Here is a 20,880-nt window from a genome sequence, read left to right as displayed (position 1 = left end):
GTGACGCTTGAGATGGCGCTTAGTTTAAAACAATTGCCGAAAAAAATTGGAACGTATCCAGAAACGGGTGAGTTGATGGTGGTTGGGATTGGTCGTTTTGGGCCATATGTTAAATGCGGCGATGTTTTTGCCTCTATTCCAAAAAACGAAGATATGTTTACCATTAGCATTGACCGTGCGGTAGAATTGGTCGAGGCTAAGAAACAGAAATCAGCGGGGAAACCAAAGCGGGTTACGGCGACAAAACCTAAAAAAGCGGCAGCTAAACCAAAAGCAACAACTAAAAAGAAGAAAGCTGAATAAAAAGCTTTTGTCCTTAGTTTGTGATCATTGCGGGCGCTTCTCGAGGCGCCCAATAATGATTATCGAAATAACTTTATAGTGAAGCGTTAGGTATTCTTCTTTTGGGCATAGACGTTCAAATATTCTGTTGCACCTCTAAGTTTAGAACACATATAGCCAGACGTTCTATCCACAAAATTTTCAACTAAAGTTTTGCTGGCATTGAGGCTTGCCGCAGCAAGGTCATATAGTTGCGGAAAAAGCGGATCAGTGATTTTATGACGAAGATGGACAATAAACTTTCCCATGTGATAACCAGTAATTCCTCCAAGGTATCTACCAAAGTCGTCTTCGTAACGGTCTTGCGGTCTAAAACGGCTTATTATCCCCATCGAATCATTAATTTTTTCCATTATGCGAATGGAAGTAGCTTCGCCTATATGTGAACCGTAAGCCGCACATGTTGTGACAATAAGTGTATCAATAACTTTTGTATCGACAACTTCAAGGGCTTTTTTCAGTGCAGGGACAGCGAGCGCCATCATCTCTGCATGGTCATCAGGTTGTGCGGCATTGCAAGAAGAATAAAAACCAAAAATAAGGGTTGGAATGATGCTTTTGAGAAGATTTTTGTGATTCATAATTTTTTTCTTTCTTAATGAATTCTTAATGAATAAACATATGAGGTTGATATAAGTAACGAGGAAGTTTTTTTCAATGTATTTTTAACTCTATTTTTACTAGTGTTCATCCTTAATTGTCTTGTGATAATCTTAAAAAGTTACCTTACTTAAATTTGAGTAAAAGTTGTCAGAACCCCATGTTATCCTCGAGCTAGATGGAAGATAACCCAAGGTATGAGGCAGCAGTTATTTTTAATGCGGTGGCTCACGGTATGGATGAACCTAAAAATAAATAGATGGAGAATTTCTGTGTCTCGTAAAGATGTTGTTATTGTTGCGGCAAAACGCACCCCGCTTGGCTCTTTTCAAGGGGCTTTAAGCGCCCTTATGGCAACAGAGCTTGGTTCAATTGCTATCAAAGGGGCGCTGGAATCTATCCATTTATCATCTGAAAAGGTTGAAGAAGTTTATGTGGGTTGTGTGCTGCCTGCAGGGTTAGGACAGGCACCCGCACGTCAGGCGTCAATCGGAGCTGGAGTCCCTAACACTGTTCCCTGTACAACAGTCAATAAGGTGTGTGGCTCGGGCATGAAATCGGTGATGTTAGCTTATGATCAACTTCGCGCTGGGGAAACTAATGTGATTGTTTCTGCAGGCATGGAGAGCATGACCAATGCCCCCTATTTGTTAGAAAAAGCGCGAGGTGGCTATCGTATCGGTCACGGCAAAATTTACGATCATATGTTCTATGATGGTTTAGAAGATGCCTATCACAAAGGGCGCTTGATGGGGACATTTGCCGAAGACACTGCTGAAAAATATAAATTTAGCCGCGAAGATCAAGATGAGTTTTCCCGAGAATCAGCTAGACGCGCAATGAAAGCAATTGAAATAGAAGCGTTTCAGCAAGAGATCATTCCGGTCATTATTAAGTCCAAAAAAGGTGAAGAAACTGTCTCTATTGATGAAACTCCCACAAAAATTAATATTGATAAAATTGCCAAACTCAACCCAGCCTTTAAAGAAGATGGCACAGTGACAGCAGCAAGCTCTGCCTCAATTTCAGATGGGGCGGCTGCTATTGTGTTGATGACCGCGGATTATGCCAAAGAAAATCATTATCAGCCATTGGCGGTGATTAAGGGACATGCAACCTTTGCCCACGACCCAGAATGGTTTACGACAGCTCCTGTGGGCGCCATTGACAAACTGTTGAGAAAGCTTGATTGGGATGCGGACGATGTTGATTTGTTCGAAATCAATGAGGCCTTTGCTGTAGTAACGATGGCAGCAATGCATGACCATAAGATTCCTCACAAGAAGGTGAATGTGAATGGTGGCGCTTGTGCTCTGGGCCACCCTGTGGGAGCCAGTGGTACACGCTTGATTGTCACTCTGCTTCATGCTTTGCAAAATCGGGGGTTGAAGCGTGGCATCGCCACCCTTTGCATAGGTGGTGGGGAAGCCGTTGCCTTAGCGATTGAATGCTGCTCATAGAGTCAATAGATCTAATATATACTCAAACTACCTGACGATGCATAGTAACGTGCATCTTCAGGTAATGGTTATAAACGCCCCTATTCCTCCTATAAATATAACCAATAAAACAGTTAAAGAGTGCCAGTTTTTCAGCGAATGTTAATATTAATGTTGGTAAACTCTATTTAAGTAAAACTAAATGTAAGCTTGTTATTATATTTAAGTAATATTATTCCAAAAATAGCCAGCACTTAACTTTTGCTTAAGGTTTATGTGCTGGAATTAACTGTATTGATTTTTAGCTGTGAGAAACGGTAAAGCAACCCGTTTTTTATATGGCGAAGAGGGTATGTCAAAATATATTTGTAGGTGCATCCATGATCTTATCTGTATTTTTAAAAAAAATTTCGTTTCTGCTCGTTTGTGGTACCTTTTTTGAATTTGGGGCGTATGCCCAAGATCAGAAACCCACAGATCTGATAGACTCTGGGGGGCTTCTATCAGAAAATCTACTTCTTGAATCTCTTATTAAGGAAAAAGAAGAGATAGGAGACGAAAAACCTATCGTTATAACAACTGAAAAGCAAAAAAACATTGATCTGACAGGCATACCTTTTCCACACGAGATACATGACGAACTTATTAAACATACGATAGCTCAAGATGAAGCCATGAAATCATTGGCGACATTTATGCATCAACATCTTGTCACAGGTCGATTACGTGAAAACTCCAATTTGCATAGTTTATTCCTTGAAAAACCAAATATTTTAATAGTGGGGCCCACGGGATGTGGTAAAACATCCAGCCTCGCTGTTTTATCTAAAATGTTAAAAGTTCCGTTTGCTGTAGGGAATGCCACGGAATGGACGGCTCAGGGATATGTGGGGGGTAAATGGCAGGATCTTTTTGAAAAATTATATTCTAACGCACAAAGCCTTCTCCCAAAAGAAAATATAAACAATGAGTTGGTTATTAAAAAAGCAGAGCAGGGGGTTGTTTTTATTGACGAAATTGATAAGCTTTGTACCAGAGGAAGGGGCGATTTTGAGATCATTAAACGGGTTCAACAAGAACTTCTTCCCGCAATTCAGGGGATGGAGGTAACCCTCACTAATGGTACTCTTAATACAGCGAACATTTTATGGATTGCAGGCGGTGCGTTTGCTGGGCTTATTTCTTCTGAAGATAGTTATTCACAAAACAAGAAGAGTAGAAGAAAAATCCCGATCATTACTCCTCAAAAACTTGCAAGTTATGGGATGCTGCCAGAGTTAGCGGGGCGTTTATGCAATATTGTGCCATTTTCTCCCCTTAGTAAAGAAGATCTTAAGCAGATTATGTTGACGTCAAAAAATTCATTTTTACAACAGCACATTTACCAATATAAAATAGCCTATAACATAGATCTTAAATTTACTGATGACGTCATTGATTATATTGCAGAGGCTGCGTTACGGCAACAAACAGGGGCACGTGCTATTAACCCAATGATCTCTAAGATTATGGAAGAGAAAACCTTTAATATTCAAGAATATATAGGAAGTTCTCTGAAGATTGATAAAGCGACTGGTAAAGATATTTTGAAGGATTATATCCAAGATCCGATAGAAGAAGAAAATCCAAGTTTGGTGATGTTGTATTCATAAAAGATGTTGTGTTTCCTTAACGCCTCTTTGGACCTTTCCTAAGAGGCTTTTTCTTGTGGACGATGGGCATCCTATAAGCTAAAGTCACAATAAAATTACTAGGACAACAGCTTCTAATATGCTTAAAAAAACTTACTCCTTAAAAACTATTTTGATAATGATGGCTCATTTGTTTTGTGCCGGAACAGGGGAGGGGCGATGGGCAAATCCGGAAGAGGCACCGATTCAGTATGAGCTTTTTAATCGGGATATTACAATCAAGGCTGATAGCAGCGAAGAAATTGTTGAGTATCGGGTTAAGATCTTAAATGAGACTGGGCGGGAGAACTTTGGTATTTTTCGCACTTTCTTTAATCAGAATATCCAAAAAATAGAGATTCTTGAGGCAAAATCCATCCATGATGGCCTTGAAACCAAAGTGCCTTCAAAAAACATTGAGATCAAACCCGTGGTGAGTGAGCCTAATGGTTTTGACCAAATGATGCAGGCGTCTGTCACCTATCCGAACGTTTCCGTGGGCTCGACTATTTACCTGAAGTTCAAGCTTACGATTTTTAAACAACCGTTTCCAAACTATTACTCGCGCAGTTTTTATTTAGGACAAGAGGGAGTTTGGACCCACTGTAATGTTAATATTACCTCTCATTTGCCGCTTCATATTATGCTGAACGATCCCCGTCAAAAATTTGTTATGACGGAGAAAAAAGAAGGCGAAAAGCAACTTATTTCACTGCATCTCAAAGAAGGTGAAAAGTTTTATGAGGAGCTAGTTAATGAGCCCCATAATAGCTTTTTGAGTGATGATCATGCAACGCGCTTTGCAGTCTCAACCTTTAATTCCTTTGATGATTTTGCCAAAGCTTCAGCTTTAGGTTTCCAAACTGTGATTGATGAACCTTTGCCCCCGTTGTTGCAAGAAATTAAGCAAGAAGCCGTAAAAGGGGCGACATTGAGTGATCAAATTAATATTGTGACATCCAAGCTTGCTGAAAAGATTCGCTATTTGAGTGATCGCACAACAATTGAAGGGCGGTTTTCCCCGCGATCATTAAAGGTCACTGTGACAAGTGCAACGGGTGACTGTAAAGATTTTTCTGCGGCAACTGTCGCGATACTCAAAGCCTTAGGTCACAACGCACATGTGGCACTTGTTATACGGGGAGCTGGGTATTTGGCACCGCAAAAATTACTACCATCGGTTGAAGGTGTAAATCACGCAATTGTCAAGGTAACTGATAAAGATGGCAAGATTTTTTGGGTTGATCCCACCAATGTGATGAGCATTGCGGGCAAGATTTTTCCTGATATTGCTAACAGGCCAGCAGTCGTTCTGGATTTAGAACATCCATCGTATGACGTGATTTCAGATGTGGATCCTGAAAGTGCTAAAACAATTGTTGAATCAGAAATTGAACTGAATGGTGACTTGCAGAATGTTAAAGGGAAAGTAATTCTTACAGGAGAAGATACTTTGGCGATTGCTGGTGCTACTCTTTTTGATTCAGAGCAAGCAGTCCAAGAAAAAGTTATTAAAATGATTAGTGGCGAGGCAACGCCTCTCAATAAAATTGTGAATTTGCCGGACTTGCGTGCCCGTATTGTGCCAGAGTCGCTGAGGGTTGAGTTTTCCTTTAGTCAGAAAAATAATTTACTACGGACCAATCTGGGACATGGGGTTTCTATTGATTCAACTTGGGGAGGTGTTTATACACAAACGGTTGATGGTCAAGAAGGAACGATGTATGTGGGGACACCCTCAACCCTGAAACGCAAAAAGATTATCAAAGATATCAATGGTAAGGACCTTTCAAAGCTTGATTTCAGTTTAGTAACGCCGTGGCTAAAAGTAATTAGAAAGTGTGATCTACAAGAAGGGAATACAGTAATTGCAGAGGATGTGGTGATTCTGAAAAGCTTTATTTCTGCTGCTGAAATCAACTCGGCGGAGTTCAAAAAATTGAAGGAATCAATTAAGGAATACTGCCAAAACGTTGCAGTTATATTCCCCTAATTATACTCAAAATACCTGAAGAAGCCGATTTCTGGCTTTTTCAGATTTTTTGGTGAAGAGAAAACATTATTATGTCAAATTGGCATTCGTTTGATTTTATAGGCTGCTAAGCCGCTATAATGGTGCTGAAAAGGTCAGATTTTAAACTAGCGCCGCCAACCAAAACACCATCAACATGGGGTTGCGAGAGGATCTCTTTTGCATTCTCAGCTGTTACCGAGCCCCCATAGAGAATCTTGTATTTGTTGTTAATATAATTGGCGATCATCTGATGCATTTCCACAATATCATGGAGGGTTGCAGAGAGACCCGTGCCAATGGCCCAAACAGGTTCATAGGCAATAACAACCGATTCTGGTGTGTCAGGGATAGACTCAATCAGCTGCTGTTTGACTACATCAAGGTGTGTTTTAGACTCGCGATCTGTCAAAGTCTCCCCCACACAAATGATTGGAATTAAATCATTTTTAAGAGCATTTAGACTTTTTTGTCTAACAAGGCCGTTGGTTTCTTGATGGTATTGGCGCCGTTCGGAGTGCCCTAAAATAACGTAAGTGCCGCCGACATCCCGCACCATTGCAGCACTGGTATTGCCTGTAAAGGCGCCTGCATCTTGGGCGTGGCAATCTTGGGCGCCAAGGGCATAATTAGCCTTGGACAAATAAGATTTTACCGCGGTTAGATAGGGAAAAGGGGGGCAGAAAACCACTTGATTCTTATCAGCGTAGGTTAAGTTACAAAAAAAGGATTCGATAAAGAAAAGTGAACCATTCATTTTCCAATTTGCGACAATTAATTTAGACATTTCTTCTCCAAGCAATGTTTCCAGTTGATTCAAATTATGGTGTTTTATATACACTATGTATATACTAAAATAACGTAAGAAGTTGATTTCTGGCTTTACCTCAAATCTGCTTGCCATAACCTCAACTCTTCAGGTACTTTGGGTATAGATATTTAACGATACAATAAATGTGTATAAATAATGCTGCAAATATTTCGTGAACGTTCTGGTGGTCTTTTTATTAAAATATTGTTTGGCGTCCTCGTCGCTAGCTTTGCTTTGTGGGGAGTAGGTGATGTTTTTCGTAACTACTCAAATATGCGTCCCATTGCAACAGTTGGGGGAAGTAGTGTGAGTCAGGAAGAGTTTTTACACGCATATCAGCGCGTAATTAATAATTTTCAAGTAATGTCGAAAGGCAAAATTTCTTCTGAAGAAATTAAGAAAATGAAGCTTTATCAGCGTGTTCTTGATGATCAGATTGATGCAAAAATTGTTAAAGAAGCCATCCATAATCTAGGATTGGTGGCAACAGATAATGCCGTTCGCATACACATCCAATCGATTCCTGCTTTTAAAAATGCGAATAACCAGTTCGATAAAAACAAATTTGATACCCTAGTTGCCAATAGTGGATTGACAGAGAGGGGTTTTATCAAAGAAATTCGAGATAGTTTGTTGCAACAACAGCTGTTTGGATCTCTCAGTTCGGGCGTGAGATTACCGTTGTTTTATCAGGAAAAGATTTTTCAAGGTCTTCAACAACAACGCGTCTTTACTGTGGTGAGCGTGCCTTTAGCGCAAATGCGGGTAACGGAGACACCGACAGAAGCTGAGCTAGAACAAATTTTTAAAGAAAACCAGGCTGAATTTACGCAACCTGAATATCGCAAGCTTTCTCTTTTGGTGATTGATCCAAAAGTGGTTCGTGACAGCATTCAGGTGGACGAGGCTAAGGTACGTGAAGAATATGAGACACGAAAGGTAAACTTTGTTTTGCCTGAAAATCGCGATGTAACACAGTTGATTTTTGCCTCTCGGGAAACAGCAGAGGCAGCCTCCAAAGCGCTCAATGATGGTAAAACCATCGCGGAAGTCGCCAAGCAATATAAAGCAGACATCCGTAAGTTTGAACAGGCAACTCCTGATAAATTTACCGCCGACCACAGCAATGTGATTTTTGGGTTAACTGCTGGCAATGCGTCTCAGCCAGCTGATTCAGTTCTGGGATATGTCGTCTTTATCGTGACAAAAATTGTGCCAGAACATGTCCAAGGTTTTGAGACGGTTAAGGGACAACTTGCTGATGATCTGAAAAACGATCAGGTCAATGACCAGCTTTACGAGTTGAAAAATAAAATTGAAGATGCCTTGGCTGGCGGGGCCCAGTTTGCTGAGGTGGCTAAAGAGCATAATCTTCAAGTTCAAGTCATTGATATGGTTGATAAAAATGGATTGGATGCGTCTAAAAAATCAGCGTTGCCGGCTGAGTATCAAAGTTTGCTTTTAGACAATGTATTGACCCTCCCTGAAGGCGGTGATACTAATGTTCTTGAGGCTGCCAATGGAACGTCGGTTGTGGCGCATGTTGATAAGGTTATCCCCCAAACAATCCCAGAATTAAATCAAATCCAGGACAAGGTAGAGGCTTCTTGGAAAGAAATTAAACAACAAGAAAAAGCTGCAGAAGTAGCGCAAAAACTCGTTAAAGAAGCTGACTCAGTGGCAAAATTGATAGAATTTGCGAAACAAAATGGTTTAACTCCTAAAGTTCTCAAGCCAATTAGCCGGGTTGATGCACAAAAACAACAAAAACCACTAGAGGGTGTTTCTGCAAACATGCTTCGCCAAGGTTTTGTGTTGGAAGCTAACAAGGCAGCATATGGGCCGACAGAAGATGGATTTGCAGTAATTATGCTGCAAAAAGTTGTCCCATTCGATCTGGCTAAGGAAAAAGATAAAATGGCTGCTTTGGGTGATTCATTAAAGAATATGTTACAACAAGACGTTCAGGCTTCTTATATTGTGCATTTGCGCCAACATGGTAAAGTCTCAATTAATGAGGCTGTTATTGAAACATTGGTGAATCACTCTTAACTCACCAATGGAAGCTTTCTAAGACATTAAACAAAAAACCGGCTAAGCACAGCCGGTTTTTTTGTGAAGAGGATATCTATTTATTACGTATGAACTCGGTAGAAGAGTTCCGTCTGCCATTCTCATTTTCTCTATTGTAAAGAAATGTTTTGAAATCTTCTAAGTCTCGAGCATTTTGTTTATCCTCAAAGGAAGAGTAGGAGAAGAGAATATCTATTTATTTTTATTATTTTGGTAGAAATAAAAGGATGACAAGCTAAAGAATAATTTATAGTGAATCCAGCCCAAAGTGGTGCTCTTTACAGCGCAGGGATGGGCCGGATCCACTCTATAGGGGGCTCATTAAGCGTACGAAGGAAGACTACTACACATTAAATCTAAAGTGAAAAACGTCACCATCTTGAACGACATAATCCCGGCCTTCAAGTCGTAGTTTTCCTGCAGCCTTGGCGCCAGCTTCACCATTACAGGCGACATAATCGTCATAAGAAATTGTCTCTGCACAGATAAAACCGCGTTCAAAGTCAGTGTGGATTTCTCCGGCTGCTTGAGGTGCTTTTGCGCCTTTAAAGGTTGTCCAGGCTCTGGCTTCTTTGGGGCCGCAGGTAAAAAAGGTAATTAAATCTAACAACTTATATCCTTCGCGGATGATTTGCTTTAAGCCAGTCTCGCTGAGTCCTAAGCTTTCCAGGAATTCTTGTTGTTCTTCAGCTGAATCAAGACCGGAAACTTCGGCTTCAATGGCGGCAGAAATTGTCACAGCTCTGGCGCCATTTTTGGATGCATAATCAAAGACTTGCTGTGTAAACTTGTTCCCTATTGCTGCATCGCCTTCGGCAACATTGCAAACGTACAAGATTGGTTTTGCTGTGATTAACTGTAGTTGTTTGAACAGATGAACCTCATCACGGCTGACCTCAAGAGTTTTGGCCATATGACCGTCTTGCAAGTGCTTGAGTGCGCGTTCCATGATCGGCATCAACGCTTTTGCTTCCATGTCATTCGATTTGACTTTTTTGGCAAGGCTGATAATGCGGCGTTCCAAGCTTTCCATATCTGACAGCATCAATTCTGTTTCAATAGTGGTTAGATCCCGCAGCGGGTCAACGTGGCCGTCAACATGGGTGATATCATCGTCTTCAAAACAACGCAACACATGAATAATCGCATCAACAGCGCGAATGTGACCTAAAAACTGGTTGCCCAACCCTTCGCCTTTACTGGCGCCACGCACCAACCCGGCAATATCGACAACCTCTAGTTGAGTCGGTATAATTTTTGCGGAGGCAGTAATTTTAGCTGCAGTTTCCAAACGTGAATCAGGAACACCTACCCTGCCTGTATTAGGCTCAATCGTGCAAAATGGATAGTTGGCAGCTTCCGCAGCGGCCGTTGCGGTTAACGCATTAAATAAAGTTGACTTACCAACGTTGGGCAACCCAACAATACCACAATTAAATCCCATCTTTTCGAAGCCTTTTCAATTTTTTAACGTAAAGCCATTTAGAGGAAGAGGATGTTTTTTTTGGCTATTTGCGCCAAAAACATCTCAAAATCATCCTCATAAAATGTTGTTCACAGAACGTCGTCTCACCGATAGTCCTTTATTCTATTTATAAGGTTCTATTCCTTCCAATTTCAAGAGCTACTTTCCCTGAAAATTCATCAGGTCGATAAAAAGAATCTTTAAATCAGTAAATGGCGCGCCGCATTCTCGGGAAAGAAGTGTACGTTTTGGTGTTTTCTCTTTGGCAAGGCTTTCTTTTTTAATATCATCAAGGAGACTTTGCGCATGATAAAGCTCATTCCAATCAGGAAATACTCGTACTATATCGCCTAAAGTAACAGGAGAAGCAGGGTGTGAAAACGCTACATCCGTGGTTATATCTTTATCGCTGTGGTTGGTGAATTCGTAGGTGGGGCTAATTGTTTTGCCAGAGATTTTGAGCGTTTCAGAATCTATGCTTACCTTATCAAATTTTTTATACTCAATCACTCCGCCGATAATGGTCGCAGCCATCCCATTGGTACCCAATTGTGCTGGCATCAAGATTAAAGCGGCGCTTAAAAAAGAAGAGTCGTTGACATTTTATTGTTATCCCTTAAGATGTTGCTTTACCCACAGGATGCACTCTTCTTTGGATGGGTGGAACCCCTTTTCTGCCCACCAGTGGCGACAATGGATGAGTATATTACCAATCTCAGGTCCGGCCTTTACCCCTATAGCTATTAAGTCTGTTCCTGTAATGGGAAGAGGAGGAATGGAAGTCGCCGCGATATCCAACATGATTGAGGTGAGTAATGCAGGGTTCTCTATTGCTTCTTGAATATATTTCACAATAAGGGCATCCTGCACGATTTCTTTTGACTCCACGGTCAAATAATAACGATAAGTCGTGGTGTTAAATAGTGGCGCTTGAGTTAAAGTCGATATCTTATGGATATAGGTTTTTTGGGCGTTGGAAAAGCGAAATAACGTAGGCTTTGTCCCTCTGCTTGCATTATCTTTGTGTGAACTAGGTAGACAGAACTTCGTCAAAACCACTAGGCGGCGTAAAGGAGAAGGGGGGAGATGCACCATTTCCTCTAGGATGAGAAGACGCTTGAGATTCGCCAAATTATAGTTCTGGAATAAAACTTCCAGAATCTTATGTTCTGCCATTTGCGTCAGGCTCAACAATGGGTTTAACGCCTCTAGCAACTTCAGAACTTCCTTGGTAATACGCTCTTTGGACAAAGTGAGAAGCTTTGGCGCCAGGCGCTCACAAATCGCCAAAGTCTCAGTATCAAGGGGTTGTCTACCATACCAGGCATGGAAGCGAAATAAGCGCAGTAACCTTAAGTAGTCCTCTGTAATACGGTCTTCGGCCCGGCCGATAAAGCGAACGATGCCATCCCGAAGGTCGGCAATACCATTAAAATAGTCATAAATCGTCCCATTAAAATCGGCGTAAAGCCCATTGATGGTTAAGTCGCGGCGCATGGCATCTTCTTGCCAATTATTGGTAAAAGCAACCTCAGCCCAGCGGCCATCGGTTGTGATATCTTGCCTTAAAGTTGTGATCTCGTAAGGTTGCTTATCGATAAGCGCAGTGAAAGTCCCATGGTCTATACCAGTGGGAATGCAGACAATCCCTTTTTGGCGCAGCGCCGCCATTCCTTGCTTAGGGGGGAGGGGGGTTGCTAAATCAATATCTGCTGCCATCTTGCCAAGGAGAGCATCACGGACGCAACCACCAACAAGGCGGATCTCTGATCCTTGTTCGCTATAAACCCTCTGTAGTGGTTTTAGCTTTTGAATGAGTTCCAGAATGATTGGAGGCGCGGCCATCTTTTTAGGGCATCTTTCTCATTAAGTTGCAATTTTATTATGGTTTCTTGGCAACCAAACATGTTTTACTCACCTACATAAAAATTATAAAACTTTTGATGGTGGGTTTTTGTATATTTTACAATATCTTCAAAAGAATTATAACAAGGTTGTCTCAGTTTACCAATATAATGTACTGGCTGACCAATTTTTATTACCGGCACGTAAAGTGTCTGCATTAAATAGATTAACGCGGGTGCTTGAATGGAGAGAAAATGGGTTAGATGCTGTTGTTTTGAGATTTGATAGATTTTTTTTAAAAAGATAAGCTAGGGAAGGAGCAGTTTGGTTTAATAGTTGTTTGTCGAGATGATTTCGAATGATTCCCATCCGTTTCTTAGAGATTAAGAGTCTTGAAATTCCCATGGTAGTCTGATCGGGGAACGTAAAGAGTATGGTCGATAAATTGTTGGTGAAAGGGAGAATCATCCAATTCAATCGCAGGAAGCGCATTAAAAGGATATTCTGTTTGGGGGAGAATCATCCGAACCCCACCTACAAATAGGTCTAGTTCTTGATGGTACAAGAGTAGGTGAATCGTATGATTGTCAGATTCAACCTTATCAAGTAAATCTGCGCGCGGTGCAATAAATCTCCTTTCTTCACAGAATACTTCATATCTTAAGTGGTAGTAAATATTGAGAAGATTATCGCTTTCTGCGATCATCGCCATATAGGGATCACCCCGGGTGTCAAAGTGAGTTTCAAGATAACCCTCACTATTAAACTCTCTGTTTTCCATCCCCGGGCTCAGATTTACTGTCTGCATAATCAATTCCATAATCTCTTATTGAGTAGTGGAAAAAAGTGAGTTAGTCTATTGGGTACACTATTTTTAGAAAAAATAGTTGGTTTCTGCATAGATCTAAGCTCATTAGGAGTATTTGCAGTCTATAAGATAGAAGTTATTATGATTTTGGCGAGGGGGTATTGCGTTTTTGCCTGACAAATTTTCCCTATCTGGGGAAATAGATAGATTATTCCTGGAAATCCGACTTTATTAAGACTCAAGACACGCGATGCTTATATCTTGATTCTTATCGTTTGTTTGTTTTGGCGGAGGGAGCTTACCTTCCAGCGAAATTTCTCTGTTTCAAGATCAAGTAAAATTCCTGTTTTAAAATTGTAGGTCTTTTAGGGATCCTTTTGTCTTCAAAAACTCTTTACCTTTATTCCCAAGGCTGTTGGTATCCCCTCTATAACTTATGGTTAAGCAACGAGCGATTGCTCAAGCACCCCTCAGATGTCCAAGTTAGAACTTAACTTTACCCCCCCTGTTATTATAACTTAAATTCAATAAAATCCCCCGTAGCGCTCATTCTCTTAAGGATGAAGCCTTCATGCGAAAGAAGATTTAACAGCCCACTTTTACCAAAAAGATGATTATAACCAACTGCTGCAACCATCCCTTCTGAATAATATCTATGGTAGTCTATTATTTTGCCTAACCATTTTGGATTCCTTTGCAGCATCTCCCCTTCAAACTCAGGCGCTTCTTCAGGTGGAATAACACCTAACAAATAATCTTCGTCTATTTTTAGGGCCTCTGGGGATCCAAATCCCGCTTGATGTTTTATGATTTGCTCAAAATTATCAAACGTCACATCTTCAAAAAAAGCAGAGACATCTTCCCTCGTTTCAAGTCCTTGAATTTCTTTTTGACTCTGTTTGAAAGATCTCATCAACCAATAATCCAATCCATTGAGAAAATGACCTCCAATATAGGTCGCATACAATCCTTTCAGATTGAGTCGATCAGCTTGAATATGCCCGCCTTTTTCTAAAAGGAATGGATTAACATAATTAAGAAGCTCAGTTCTGTCTTTTCTATCTAACATCTCAATATAAGAAGGCTCATTTGATTTTTTGAGAGCCCCCATAGCTGCAAGAGAACATTCATCTAAAGGCTTCTGAGTATCTGTATTTTCAACCACCAGAACAGATCGCTCAAGCAAACAAGAGGTCAATGCTGGAGGAAGGCGCACAGGATCTATCCCATGCTGAGTTCCTACTAAATAACTTTTTCGGCCATCTCGCTCAAATGAAAACAAGAATGTATCAGCACCATATGCACCGCTTCCACAAACACAACTCATAGTAAAACACAGGAAAGACAAATAAAATATTTTATATAAATTCATTCAATTACCTCTATTACATGATTTTTATTTTTTATAACCCATTCAATTTTAGTTATGCAAAAAAATAATCTGTATCCTTATAACTTAGGAAAAAAGGATTGGCTAAGGAGATGTGGTTGCTAAAGTTTGGTTTTGCACTCTTATGAGGCTGGCTAATGAAGGCATTTCGTACTTTTTCGTGATGCGGTCATGGAGATAAGTATAGACGTTGACGCTGTGTTTTTTGGCAGTTTCAACAATAGTCATGAACGTATCTTTTGCTTCAGTACCCTTTAAGAAATTGTCTACTGCCTCCTGATGCAAATAAAGATAGGGCGTTAATTTCTTGTAATGACGACCTTCGTGGATCCAGCACAAAGCAAGCCGTTCGGTCACCCCTTTAAATTGGGGCGCATCATCTGTCAGTAAAATCTTCACAGCGCCCGAAGATTCCTGGTAAGCAGCAATTCCGCTGGCCTCTAAAATAATCTTGCGATTCGTATCATGCTTGTGAGGATTGAGATACATCTGCTTAAGAATATCATAAACCTCTTGGCGGGTAAAACTGCCTTCTAATTTCTGGTCTCTCAAAATCTGTATGGCTTTATCGGGCAGTTTCATTTGCTCCATCAACGCATACGCTACCTCGTTAAACTTAAACGACAGACCCTTGTTAGCCAAAATTTCTAATATCGCAGCAGATTTTAGCCAGTGGGCGTTCGCCTTGTTCGCATGTCATTTTGAGAATTTCCTCCTAAGCCGCGCACACACTGGCCCACATTAACATGCTGTAATTACATGAAAATAGACCCGAGAACCTTAGCTCTTTCAGCGTTGGCGGAGAGAGTGGGATTCGAACCCACGGTACGCGTTAAGCGCACAACGGTTTTCGAGACCGCCCCGTTCAACCACTCCGGCATCTCTCCTAATGATATATTATTTATCATGGATTTCAGGCTGCTGTGCAAGGTTTTTATTCAATACGCCTTTAACAAAACATTTTCTCCCAGCATAAATTAATACTTTAGTAAGATATTTCAGTATCTTGAAGGGATCAATGCTTAAGGGTAGAATTTTATTAAATAGAGCTGTAGAACACAATATTAAAAGCTAGGGACTAGGATGGCATTTTTAAATAGTTTTGTACCGGTTGCTCGCGTGGTGGCGAAGATCTATGCCCCTTTTGTTGAAGTGATTATCCATGACCTTGATAATCAAAAGGTGCATCATGTTGAAGGTAATCTTTCTAAACTCAACACAGGAGATCTATCCAAATTAGAAGAAAATCTGGACATTCTTGAGGCTTCGATTGAGCGATGCACCTCGCCGCAAGTAAATAAAAATGGTCGTCTGATTAAAACAATCTCTACCATTTTAGTTGACCAAAAAGGCGATGAAAAAGGGCTCATGTGCATTAATTTTGATGTGTCAAAGTTAGTTTTAACTCAGGAGATCTTGACTGAATTATTGGCACCCCAAGTAGAAGCTGAATCTGAAGAAATGTTTAAAAATGACTGGCAAGATCAGATACATTTATTTATCCATAAATTTTTAGATGAAAATAAACTCAATCTTGAAGTATTGAATACCAAGCAAAAGAAAGAGCTGGTTTATGGCCTGTTTAATCAGGGAGCCTTTAATGCAACTAATTCTGCTAATTATATTGCAGGTATACTCAACATGGGTCGGGCCACCATCTTTAATTACCTAAAAGAATGGCGAGCAGCTTAAGTCCGCCCACACGTTTCCATTTTTAAACTATTTATACAGAGATCAGTTTTTTAATGTGGCCACAGTCATCTCACTCAAATTACTCTAAATTATTGGAATGGTTACGTACGTTTGCGAAAATTCATAAGAGGTGCAGACGCTCAGAAATAAAGTTTTACTAAAATTAATCAAATATTTACATCTCTCTAGTTAATCTATAGAAAACTCACTATAAATCTAACACTTAAGGGGCGGTGCTTTAAAAATGATGAAAGCTGTTGGTTATTTTAAGTCAAAGTCTATTTCTGAAGCAGATAGTTTAATCGATCTTGAGATTGAAGAACCAACTCTAGAACCTTTAGATTTATTAGTTGAGGTGAAAGCTGTTTCCGTTAATCCCGTTGATTATAAAGTTCGTGAAACGCGTGAATCGATCTCAGGTCAGCCCATCATTTTAGGTTGGGATGCCGCTGGTATTGTCGTGAATGTGGGCAGTGAGGTTCATGGTTTTAAAAGAGGGGATCATGTTTATTACGCCGGCGATTTAATGCGTCAAGGCTCTAATGCCCAGTTTCATGCCGTTGATTCCCGTCTAGTTGGACGAATGCCAAAATCTCTTTCTTTTACAGAAGCTGCTGCCTTACCGCTGACGTCATTGACAGCTTACGAAGGGCTGTTTGGTAAACTAAAAGTGCCAACGGATAAGGAGTTTAATCTTCTGATTATTGGAGGAGCAGGGGGGGTAAGCTCTATTGTTTTGCAATTAGTCAAAGCCCTTACAAAAGGAAAAGCATTTGTGACCTACGGGCGTGAATCATCCAAAGAATGGTTGCAACAACTAGGGGCGGATGGTTTTCTTAATCGAGAAAACACACTGTTAGAGGGAATGAAAAGTTTAACCCTTCCTTGGTTTGATAGCATTTTTTCGACAACGCATACCGCAGAGTACATTCCAGAATTCAGTCGTATTATTCGTCCCTTTGGAGATGTTTGTTTGATTGATGATCCAGATATTTTAGACATCGCTTCCTTAAAAAGTAAGTCTGCGAGTGTATGTTGGGAATTTATGTTTGCTAAATCTCTGAATAAATACGATATGGAAAGCCAAGGTGAAATCTTGCATATCCTAGCAGATTTAGTTGAGAAAGGTGCTGTCAAATCAACGGCTACCACTGTTTTAAAGGGCTTAATCGCTGAGAACTTTAAAAAAGCTCATTCTATTCTGGAATCAGGAACATCCACGGGTAAAATTGTTGTGGAATATTAGGGGGTGAACATTTCTTGATACGAATTTATGTTGGCAATTTATGGTTGAAAAATATCATCACGTTTTTGAGGTAGAAGAGTTATTCCGTCAAAACTTAGTACAATTTTCGGCTAAAAGACCCCAAAATTTGTTTTTTACACAGCTATTAACAGACTATTTTGGGAGTTAAGGGCGAGTTTTAGCTGATCTTTAATCAATTCTGGTTTGCCGAAATAATAACCTTGACCTTCGTCAGCCCCGAGTGTTTTGACAAGGTCAAGCTGCGGAATTGTTTCGATTCCTTCGCAAAGAATTTTAAGATTAATTTCTTTTCCTAAATCAATCATCTTTTTTAAAACAAGATATGCATTCTTGTTCGTTTCAGCTTTGTGAATAAAGCTTTTATCAATCTTAAGCTTATCCACTTCAAGTTCGACTAAATAGCGCATAGAAGAATAACCAGAGCCGAAATCATCAAGGGAAATCATAACACCGTTTTTGCGTAAAACCCGGAGGCAATGGCTGATCATTGATAGGTTCTCAACATTCGTTGATTCAGTAATTTCCAGTTCAATCAATGAAGGGTCAACTTGATAATGTTTCAGTTCTTGGATCAAAAAATGGACAAATTGATTATCCAGTGAGGTAGGGGAGATATTGATTGATAGTGGTGACAGAGTGGTTCCCTTTTTTATTAAAGAGATAGCCTGACTAACTAACCAGCGATTTAGTTGTGGCATCAGACCATGGGATTCTGCAATGGTAATCCACCGTTCGGCCGAAATAAAGCCAAATTTTGGATGGTGCCAACGCAAAAGTACCTCACCACCAATCACTCTCAGCGTGCTAATATCCACTTTTGGTTGAACTGCTACTTGCAGCTGACTCGTTAAAATGGCGAGTCTCAACTCATGGACTAAACCATGCTCCAACATTAAAATCTACCTTAAATTTTTGAGGTCTCAGACCTCGGTTAAATTGATCTTTTTTTCTTAAAATTAATTTGACATCCTATATGTATGTACGGCGGTACCAATAATCAAGATGTTCTTCTTAAAAATCATCTAAATATCTAACAAAAAAATTTAAATGTGGCAAGAATATAAAATAACTTTTTAAATTAAAAATAAAACTTTATTAAACTTGCATGTTTTTTTATTTCAAGAAACAGTTGGAAAAGAGGAGGTTTTATTGTCTGTGACCTTAGCGGTAGAGATGGTAGTGAAGGAGGGATGATTTTGCATAAATTAGTATCGCATAGATTGGTTATGAAAATTCTTTTGTCCTTTCTTTTAGAAAAATATTGACGTTATCCCTGATTTCGGGCAAAAAGAAAAGGTGCAATGGATGGGTGGCTGAGCGGTTGAAAGCACCGGTCTTGAAAACCGGCGAGGGGGCAACTCCTCCGTGGGTTCGAATCCCACCCCATCCGCCACATACAAACAATAAGCGTCAAGATAAACATCGCACGTCTTGAGTCTTATCGTTTTTTATGGGGATCAAGAAATATGGTTTTTAGGTGCAAAAAGAGGTAAATCCTCCTTTTTTATGACACAGCTCTTAAATATGACAATTCATCAAATATCTTGATAAAGTGAGGAAAACTGGATTGGATGCAATCTGTTCCTTGAATAATTAATGGGTTACGTGCAGATAATCCCATGATGTAAAACGCCATAGCAATGCGGTGGTCTTTCCCCGCATTAATGGTCTTTCCCCCAAAAATTGGTTTTGGCCCAATGCCGTTGATGATTAAACTTTCGTCTTGAATATGGGTTTCAATACCACATAGATTCAAATTGCGATAGAGTGCGTTTAAGCGATCACTTTCCTTATAGCGCAGTTCCCTAAGGCCATGAAACACGGACGTTCCCTCTGCAAATGCCGCTGCAATTGACAGAATTGGATATTCGTCAATCAAGGCGGGGACATCTTCACTTTTAATAATGCAAGGCCGATTATAGCTGGTTGAGACTTCGATATCGGCAATTGGTTCAAAACATTCGTTGCGGATATTCTCAATCTTAATGTTCGCTCCCATCTCTTGTAAAATACTAAAAATGCGACTGCGCAACGGGTTCCATGACAGATTTTCAATACGAACAGTTGAGTAGGGACAGATCATGGCAGCCACTGCGATGTAAGCCGCCGCAGAGGGGTCACCAGGTACAGAAATATCTTTAGCATTGAAGACGTGTTTGCCCTCAATATCAATTTGGGTATGCCCACTTTCCAGCAATGTAAAATGGATCGGATAGTCTAAATACTGCAGCATACGTTCCGTATGATCGCGCGTTTTGATCGGTTCAATAATCCGGGAGATGCCTTTTGTGTTCATCGCCGCTAAAATAATAGCTGATTTGACCTGGGAAGAAGCAACCGGAATCACATAATCGATGGGCTCTAGTTTGGACGAGCCCTTAATGGTGAGGGGAAGGGTGTTTTCGGGAGTTGCCTCGAATTGACAGCCAAACTCTGTAAGAGGCGTCATCACGCGTCGCATGGGGCGCTGAGAGAGCGATGAATCCCCATATACCTGTATATTAAGAGGCGAAGAAGCGAGTAAACCACATAAAAGGCGAGCTGTCGTGCCGGAATTACCGAGATAAAGTGGATTGATAGGTTGCTTAAAATTCCACCCGCTCTTGCCATGAATTAACCGGCTTGTGGGGGATTGCTGAATGATATCAACACCTAGACTTTTTAAAGCAAGCTCAGTATATTCCACATCCTCGCCAGTGTTAAGGCCAGTGATTTGTGTATTTCCATGGGCGAGCGCGCCTAAAATAAGAGCGCGGTGCGACACGGATTTATCGCCAGGAAGACCGATTTCGGCGTTAATCACACCATTTAAATGGCTTTGGCGAAAAGATGTTAAAGTATTTGGTGTTTTCATCGCGACTGTTTATGTATAATCCCTAGACTAAATGAGTATATCTTGTGTATTATGTGTTTTATATAGTTTTATTAATTAAAATAGAAACTTTTTAAAGTTTCAACCATTTTTGTTTTTGACAAGTGACTTAATATTGTGGCTAATCGCATTAACAGTCAGTAAACTAGATTAAAATTTGTAGGAGATTTAACGTGGTAAAGTTAGAGTGGGGCGTCAAGCGGACCTGCCAAAGTTGTGGTTCCAGGTTCTACGACTTACAACGCTCACCCATCAATTGTCCAAAGTGTGGAAGTGTTTATGAGGTTTTGAGCAGTACAAAACGGACTCGCTCGAGAGCTGCGGCAGAAGCTGCCAAAGTTGTTGCTTTTGGAGTAGAGGACGTATTGCTGGATCCGGAATTGGATATCGAAGTTGATATCGAAGAATCAATGGATGATGATTTGATGGAAGACACCTCCGATCTTGGTGAAGATCTCGATGAAATGGCTGACGTTGACGTCGAAAAAGACGAAGACGAGATTTAAACTCTTTTTAGTTCTCACCTCAGTGCAAAAAGTGCAAACGGCGTGACAATATCCTGTTTTTTATGATTGAGGAGATTGTCACGAGCCAT

General features: G+C 40.4%; 19 protein-coding genes and 2 tRNA genes. 10 read left to right on the top strand and 11 right to left on the bottom strand.

From position 1 onward, the window contains the following. Positions 1 to 303, top strand: a complete 303-nt coding sequence (locus tag IG80_RS15480) for a topoisomerase C-terminal repeat-containing protein (RefSeq protein WP_232224357.1) — start codon at positions 1 to 3, stop codon at positions 301 to 303. 86 nt (positions 304 to 389) lie between these two features. Here the strand turns inward: IG80_RS15480 and IG80_RS0101770 are convergent, their stop codons facing one another. Further along, a complete protein-coding gene (locus IG80_RS0101770; protein ID WP_032112336.1) occupies positions 390 to 923 on the bottom strand; it encodes a hypothetical protein in 534 nt (177 codons plus the stop codon). A 258-nt stretch (positions 924 to 1,181) separates the two neighbouring features. Between IG80_RS0101770 and IG80_RS0101765 the strand changes: the two genes are divergently transcribed. The 3 genes from IG80_RS0101765 (at position 1,182) to IG80_RS0101755 (ending at position 6,044) form a co-directional block, all read left to right on the top strand. Then, complete coding sequence (locus IG80_RS0101765) at positions 1,182 to 2,402, top strand: acetyl-CoA C-acyltransferase (RefSeq protein WP_052046225.1); 1,221 nt, start codon at positions 1,182 to 1,184, stop codon at positions 2,400 to 2,402. Between the two features lie 359 nt (positions 2,403 to 2,761). Then, positions 2,762 to 4,033, top strand: a complete 1,272-nt coding sequence (locus tag IG80_RS0101760; protein ID WP_032112334.1) for an AAA family ATPase — start codon at positions 2,762 to 2,764, stop codon at positions 4,031 to 4,033. A 157-nt stretch (positions 4,034 to 4,190) separates the two neighbouring features. After that, the gene (locus IG80_RS0101755; protein WP_198027075.1) at positions 4,191 to 6,044 is read left to right on the top strand and encodes a DUF3857 domain-containing protein; all 1,854 of its coding nucleotides are present in this window, start codon (positions 4,191 to 4,193) and stop codon (positions 6,042 to 6,044) included. Positions 6,045 to 6,150: 106 nt separating this feature from the next. On the opposite strand, the gene tpiA is transcribed toward IG80_RS0101755, so the two are convergent. Continuing rightward, the gene (gene tpiA, locus IG80_RS0101750; RefSeq protein WP_052045879.1) at positions 6,151 to 6,966 is read right to left on the bottom strand and encodes a triose-phosphate isomerase; all 816 of its coding nucleotides are present in this window, start codon (positions 6,964 to 6,966) and stop codon (positions 6,151 to 6,153) included. A gap of 63 nt (positions 6,967 to 7,029) precedes the next feature. On the opposite strand from tpiA, the gene IG80_RS0101745 reads away from it, so the two are divergent. Next, positions 7,030 to 8,925, top strand: a complete 1,896-nt coding sequence (locus IG80_RS0101745) for a peptidylprolyl isomerase (RefSeq protein WP_032112332.1) — start codon at positions 7,030 to 7,032, stop codon at positions 8,923 to 8,925. Between the two features lie 364 nt (positions 8,926 to 9,289). Here IG80_RS0101745 and ychF read toward each other — a convergent pair whose 3' ends face one another. The 3 genes from ychF to IG80_RS0101730 all read right to left on the bottom strand — a co-directional run bounded on the left by ychF (position 9,290) and on the right by IG80_RS0101730 (position 12,256). Further along, the gene (ychF, locus tag IG80_RS0101740) at positions 9,290 to 10,390 is read right to left on the bottom strand and encodes a redox-regulated ATPase YchF (protein ID WP_032112331.1); all 1,101 of its coding nucleotides are present in this window, start codon (positions 10,388 to 10,390) and stop codon (positions 9,290 to 9,292) included. Between the two features lie 180 nt (positions 10,391 to 10,570). Then, a complete protein-coding gene (locus IG80_RS0101735) occupies positions 10,571 to 10,972 on the bottom strand; it encodes a DUF4424 family protein (RefSeq protein WP_032112330.1) in 402 nt (133 codons plus the stop codon). Between the two features lie 48 nt (positions 10,973 to 11,020). Continuing rightward, positions 11,021 to 12,256, bottom strand: coding sequence for a CCA tRNA nucleotidyltransferase (locus IG80_RS0101730; RefSeq protein WP_052045877.1), 1,236 nt, complete (start codon positions 12,254 to 12,256; stop codon positions 11,021 to 11,023). 109 nt (positions 12,257 to 12,365) lie between these two features. Here IG80_RS0101730 and IG80_RS15475 point away from each other — a divergent pair, with 109 nt between their 5' ends. Next, positions 12,366 to 12,563 carry a hypothetical protein gene (locus IG80_RS15475; protein WP_198027074.1) on the top strand — a complete coding sequence of 66 codons (198 nt, stop codon included), beginning with the start codon at positions 12,366 to 12,368 and terminating at the stop codon, positions 12,561 to 12,563. Positions 12,564 to 12,632: 69 nt separating this feature from the next. Here IG80_RS15475 and IG80_RS0101720 read toward each other — a convergent pair whose 3' ends face one another. From IG80_RS0101720 to IG80_RS0101705, 4 genes are all read right to left on the bottom strand, one after another. Continuing rightward, a complete protein-coding gene (locus IG80_RS0101720) occupies positions 12,633 to 13,064 on the bottom strand; it encodes a GNAT family N-acyltransferase (RefSeq protein WP_198027072.1) in 432 nt (143 codons plus the stop codon). A gap of 511 nt (positions 13,065 to 13,575) precedes the next feature. After that, complete coding sequence (locus tag IG80_RS0101715; RefSeq protein ID WP_032112327.1) at positions 13,576 to 14,436, bottom strand: TraB/GumN family protein; 861 nt, start codon at positions 14,434 to 14,436, stop codon at positions 13,576 to 13,578. Between the two features lie 102 nt (positions 14,437 to 14,538). Then, on the bottom strand, positions 14,539 to 15,045 hold the full coding sequence (locus IG80_RS13030; RefSeq protein ID WP_052045875.1) for a hypothetical protein: 507 nt from the start codon (positions 15,043 to 15,045) through the stop codon (positions 14,539 to 14,541). Positions 15,046 to 15,250: 205 nt separating this feature from the next. Then, positions 15,251 to 15,341, bottom strand: a tRNA-Ser gene (locus tag IG80_RS0101705). 196 nt (positions 15,342 to 15,537) lie between these two features. Between IG80_RS0101705 and IG80_RS0101700 the strand changes: the two genes are divergently transcribed. After that, positions 15,538 to 16,146: a helix-turn-helix transcriptional regulator gene (locus tag IG80_RS0101700; RefSeq protein ID WP_032112326.1), complete on the top strand. Its 609-nt coding sequence runs from the start codon at positions 15,538 to 15,540 to the stop codon at positions 16,144 to 16,146. Between the two features lie 244 nt (positions 16,147 to 16,390). Further along, a complete protein-coding gene (locus IG80_RS0101695) occupies positions 16,391 to 17,392 on the top strand; it encodes a zinc-binding alcohol dehydrogenase family protein (RefSeq protein WP_084756026.1) in 1,002 nt (333 codons plus the stop codon). A 134-nt stretch (positions 17,393 to 17,526) separates the two neighbouring features. On the opposite strand, the gene IG80_RS0101690 is transcribed toward IG80_RS0101695, so the two are convergent. Continuing rightward, entirely contained in the window at positions 17,527 to 18,306 is a 780-nt protein-coding gene (locus IG80_RS0101690) for an EAL domain-containing protein (RefSeq protein ID WP_032112325.1), read from the bottom strand. 410 nt (positions 18,307 to 18,716) lie between these two features. On the opposite strand from IG80_RS0101690, the gene IG80_RS0101685 reads away from it, so the two are divergent. Continuing rightward, positions 18,717 to 18,806: transfer RNA gene (locus IG80_RS0101685), tRNA-Ser, on the top strand. A 111-nt stretch (positions 18,807 to 18,917) separates the two neighbouring features. On the opposite strand, the gene aroA is transcribed toward IG80_RS0101685, so the two are convergent. Beyond that, complete coding sequence (aroA, locus tag IG80_RS0101680; RefSeq protein WP_032112324.1) at positions 18,918 to 20,267, bottom strand: 3-phosphoshikimate 1-carboxyvinyltransferase; 1,350 nt, start codon at positions 20,265 to 20,267, stop codon at positions 18,918 to 18,920. Positions 20,268 to 20,458: 191 nt separating this feature from the next. Between aroA and IG80_RS0101675 the strand changes: the two genes are divergently transcribed. Further along, entirely contained in the window at positions 20,459 to 20,791 is a 333-nt protein-coding gene (locus IG80_RS0101675; RefSeq protein WP_032112323.1) for a TIGR02300 family protein, read from the top strand. The last annotated feature ends 89 nt before the right edge of the window (positions 20,792 to 20,880 follow it).

Origin of the sequence: Candidatus Paracaedibacter symbiosus (genome assembly GCF_000757605.1) — a bacterium.
Classification (GTDB): domain Bacteria; phylum Pseudomonadota; class Alphaproteobacteria; order Paracaedibacterales; family Paracaedibacteraceae; genus Paracaedibacter_A; species Paracaedibacter_A symbiosus.
The sequence above is the reverse complement of the archived record's forward strand: the minus strand, read 5'-3'. Positions and strand labels throughout refer to the sequence as shown.

Excerpts from the sequence above, each read along its gene's own strand:
- IG80_RS0101770 (WP_032112336.1), bottom strand. The coding sequence starts at position 923 with ATGAATCACAAAAATCTTCTCAAAAGCATCATTCCAACCCTTATTTTT.
- IG80_RS0101765 (WP_052046225.1), top strand. The coding sequence starts at position 1,182 with ATGAACCTAAAAATAAATAGATGGAGAATTTCTGTGTCTCGTAAAGAT.
- IG80_RS0101760 (WP_032112334.1), top strand. The coding sequence starts at position 2,762 with ATGATCTTATCTGTATTTTTAAAAAAAATTTCGTTTCTGCTCGTTTGT.
- IG80_RS0101755 (WP_198027075.1), top strand. The coding sequence starts at position 4,191 with ATGATGGCTCATTTGTTTTGTGCCGGAACAGGGGAGGGGCGATGGGCA.
- tpiA (WP_052045879.1), bottom strand. The coding sequence starts at position 6,966 with ATGGCAAGCAGATTTGAGGTAAAGCCAGAAATCAACTTCTTACGTTAT.
- IG80_RS0101745 (WP_032112332.1), top strand. The coding sequence starts at position 7,030 with ATGCTGCAAATATTTCGTGAACGTTCTGGTGGTCTTTTTATTAAAATA.
- ychF (WP_032112331.1), bottom strand. The coding sequence starts at position 10,390 with ATGGGATTTAATTGTGGTATTGTTGGGTTGCCCAACGTTGGTAAGTCA.
- IG80_RS0101735 (WP_032112330.1), bottom strand. The coding sequence starts at position 10,972 with ATGCCAGCACAATTGGGTACCAATGGGATGGCTGCGACCATTATCGGC.
- IG80_RS0101730 (WP_052045877.1), bottom strand. The coding sequence starts at position 12,256 with ATGGCCGCGCCTCCAATCATTCTGGAACTCATTCAAAAGCTAAAACCA.
- IG80_RS0101720 (WP_198027072.1), bottom strand. The coding sequence starts at position 13,064 with ATGCAGACAGTAAATCTGAGCCCGGGGATGGAAAACAGAGAGTTTAAT.
- IG80_RS0101715 (WP_032112327.1), bottom strand. The coding sequence starts at position 14,436 with ATGAATTTATATAAAATATTTTATTTGTCTTTCCTGTGTTTTACTATG.
- IG80_RS13030 (WP_052045875.1), bottom strand. The coding sequence starts at position 15,045 with ATGGAGCAAATGAAACTGCCCGATAAAGCCATACAGATTTTGAGAGAC.
- IG80_RS0101700 (WP_032112326.1), top strand. The coding sequence starts at position 15,538 with ATGGCATTTTTAAATAGTTTTGTACCGGTTGCTCGCGTGGTGGCGAAG.
- IG80_RS0101695 (WP_084756026.1), top strand. The coding sequence starts at position 16,391 with ATGATGAAAGCTGTTGGTTATTTTAAGTCAAAGTCTATTTCTGAAGCA.
- IG80_RS0101690 (WP_032112325.1), bottom strand. The coding sequence starts at position 18,306 with ATGTTGGAGCATGGTTTAGTCCATGAGTTGAGACTCGCCATTTTAACG.
- aroA (WP_032112324.1), bottom strand. The coding sequence starts at position 20,267 with ATGAAAACACCAAATACTTTAACATCTTTTCGCCAAAGCCATTTAAAT.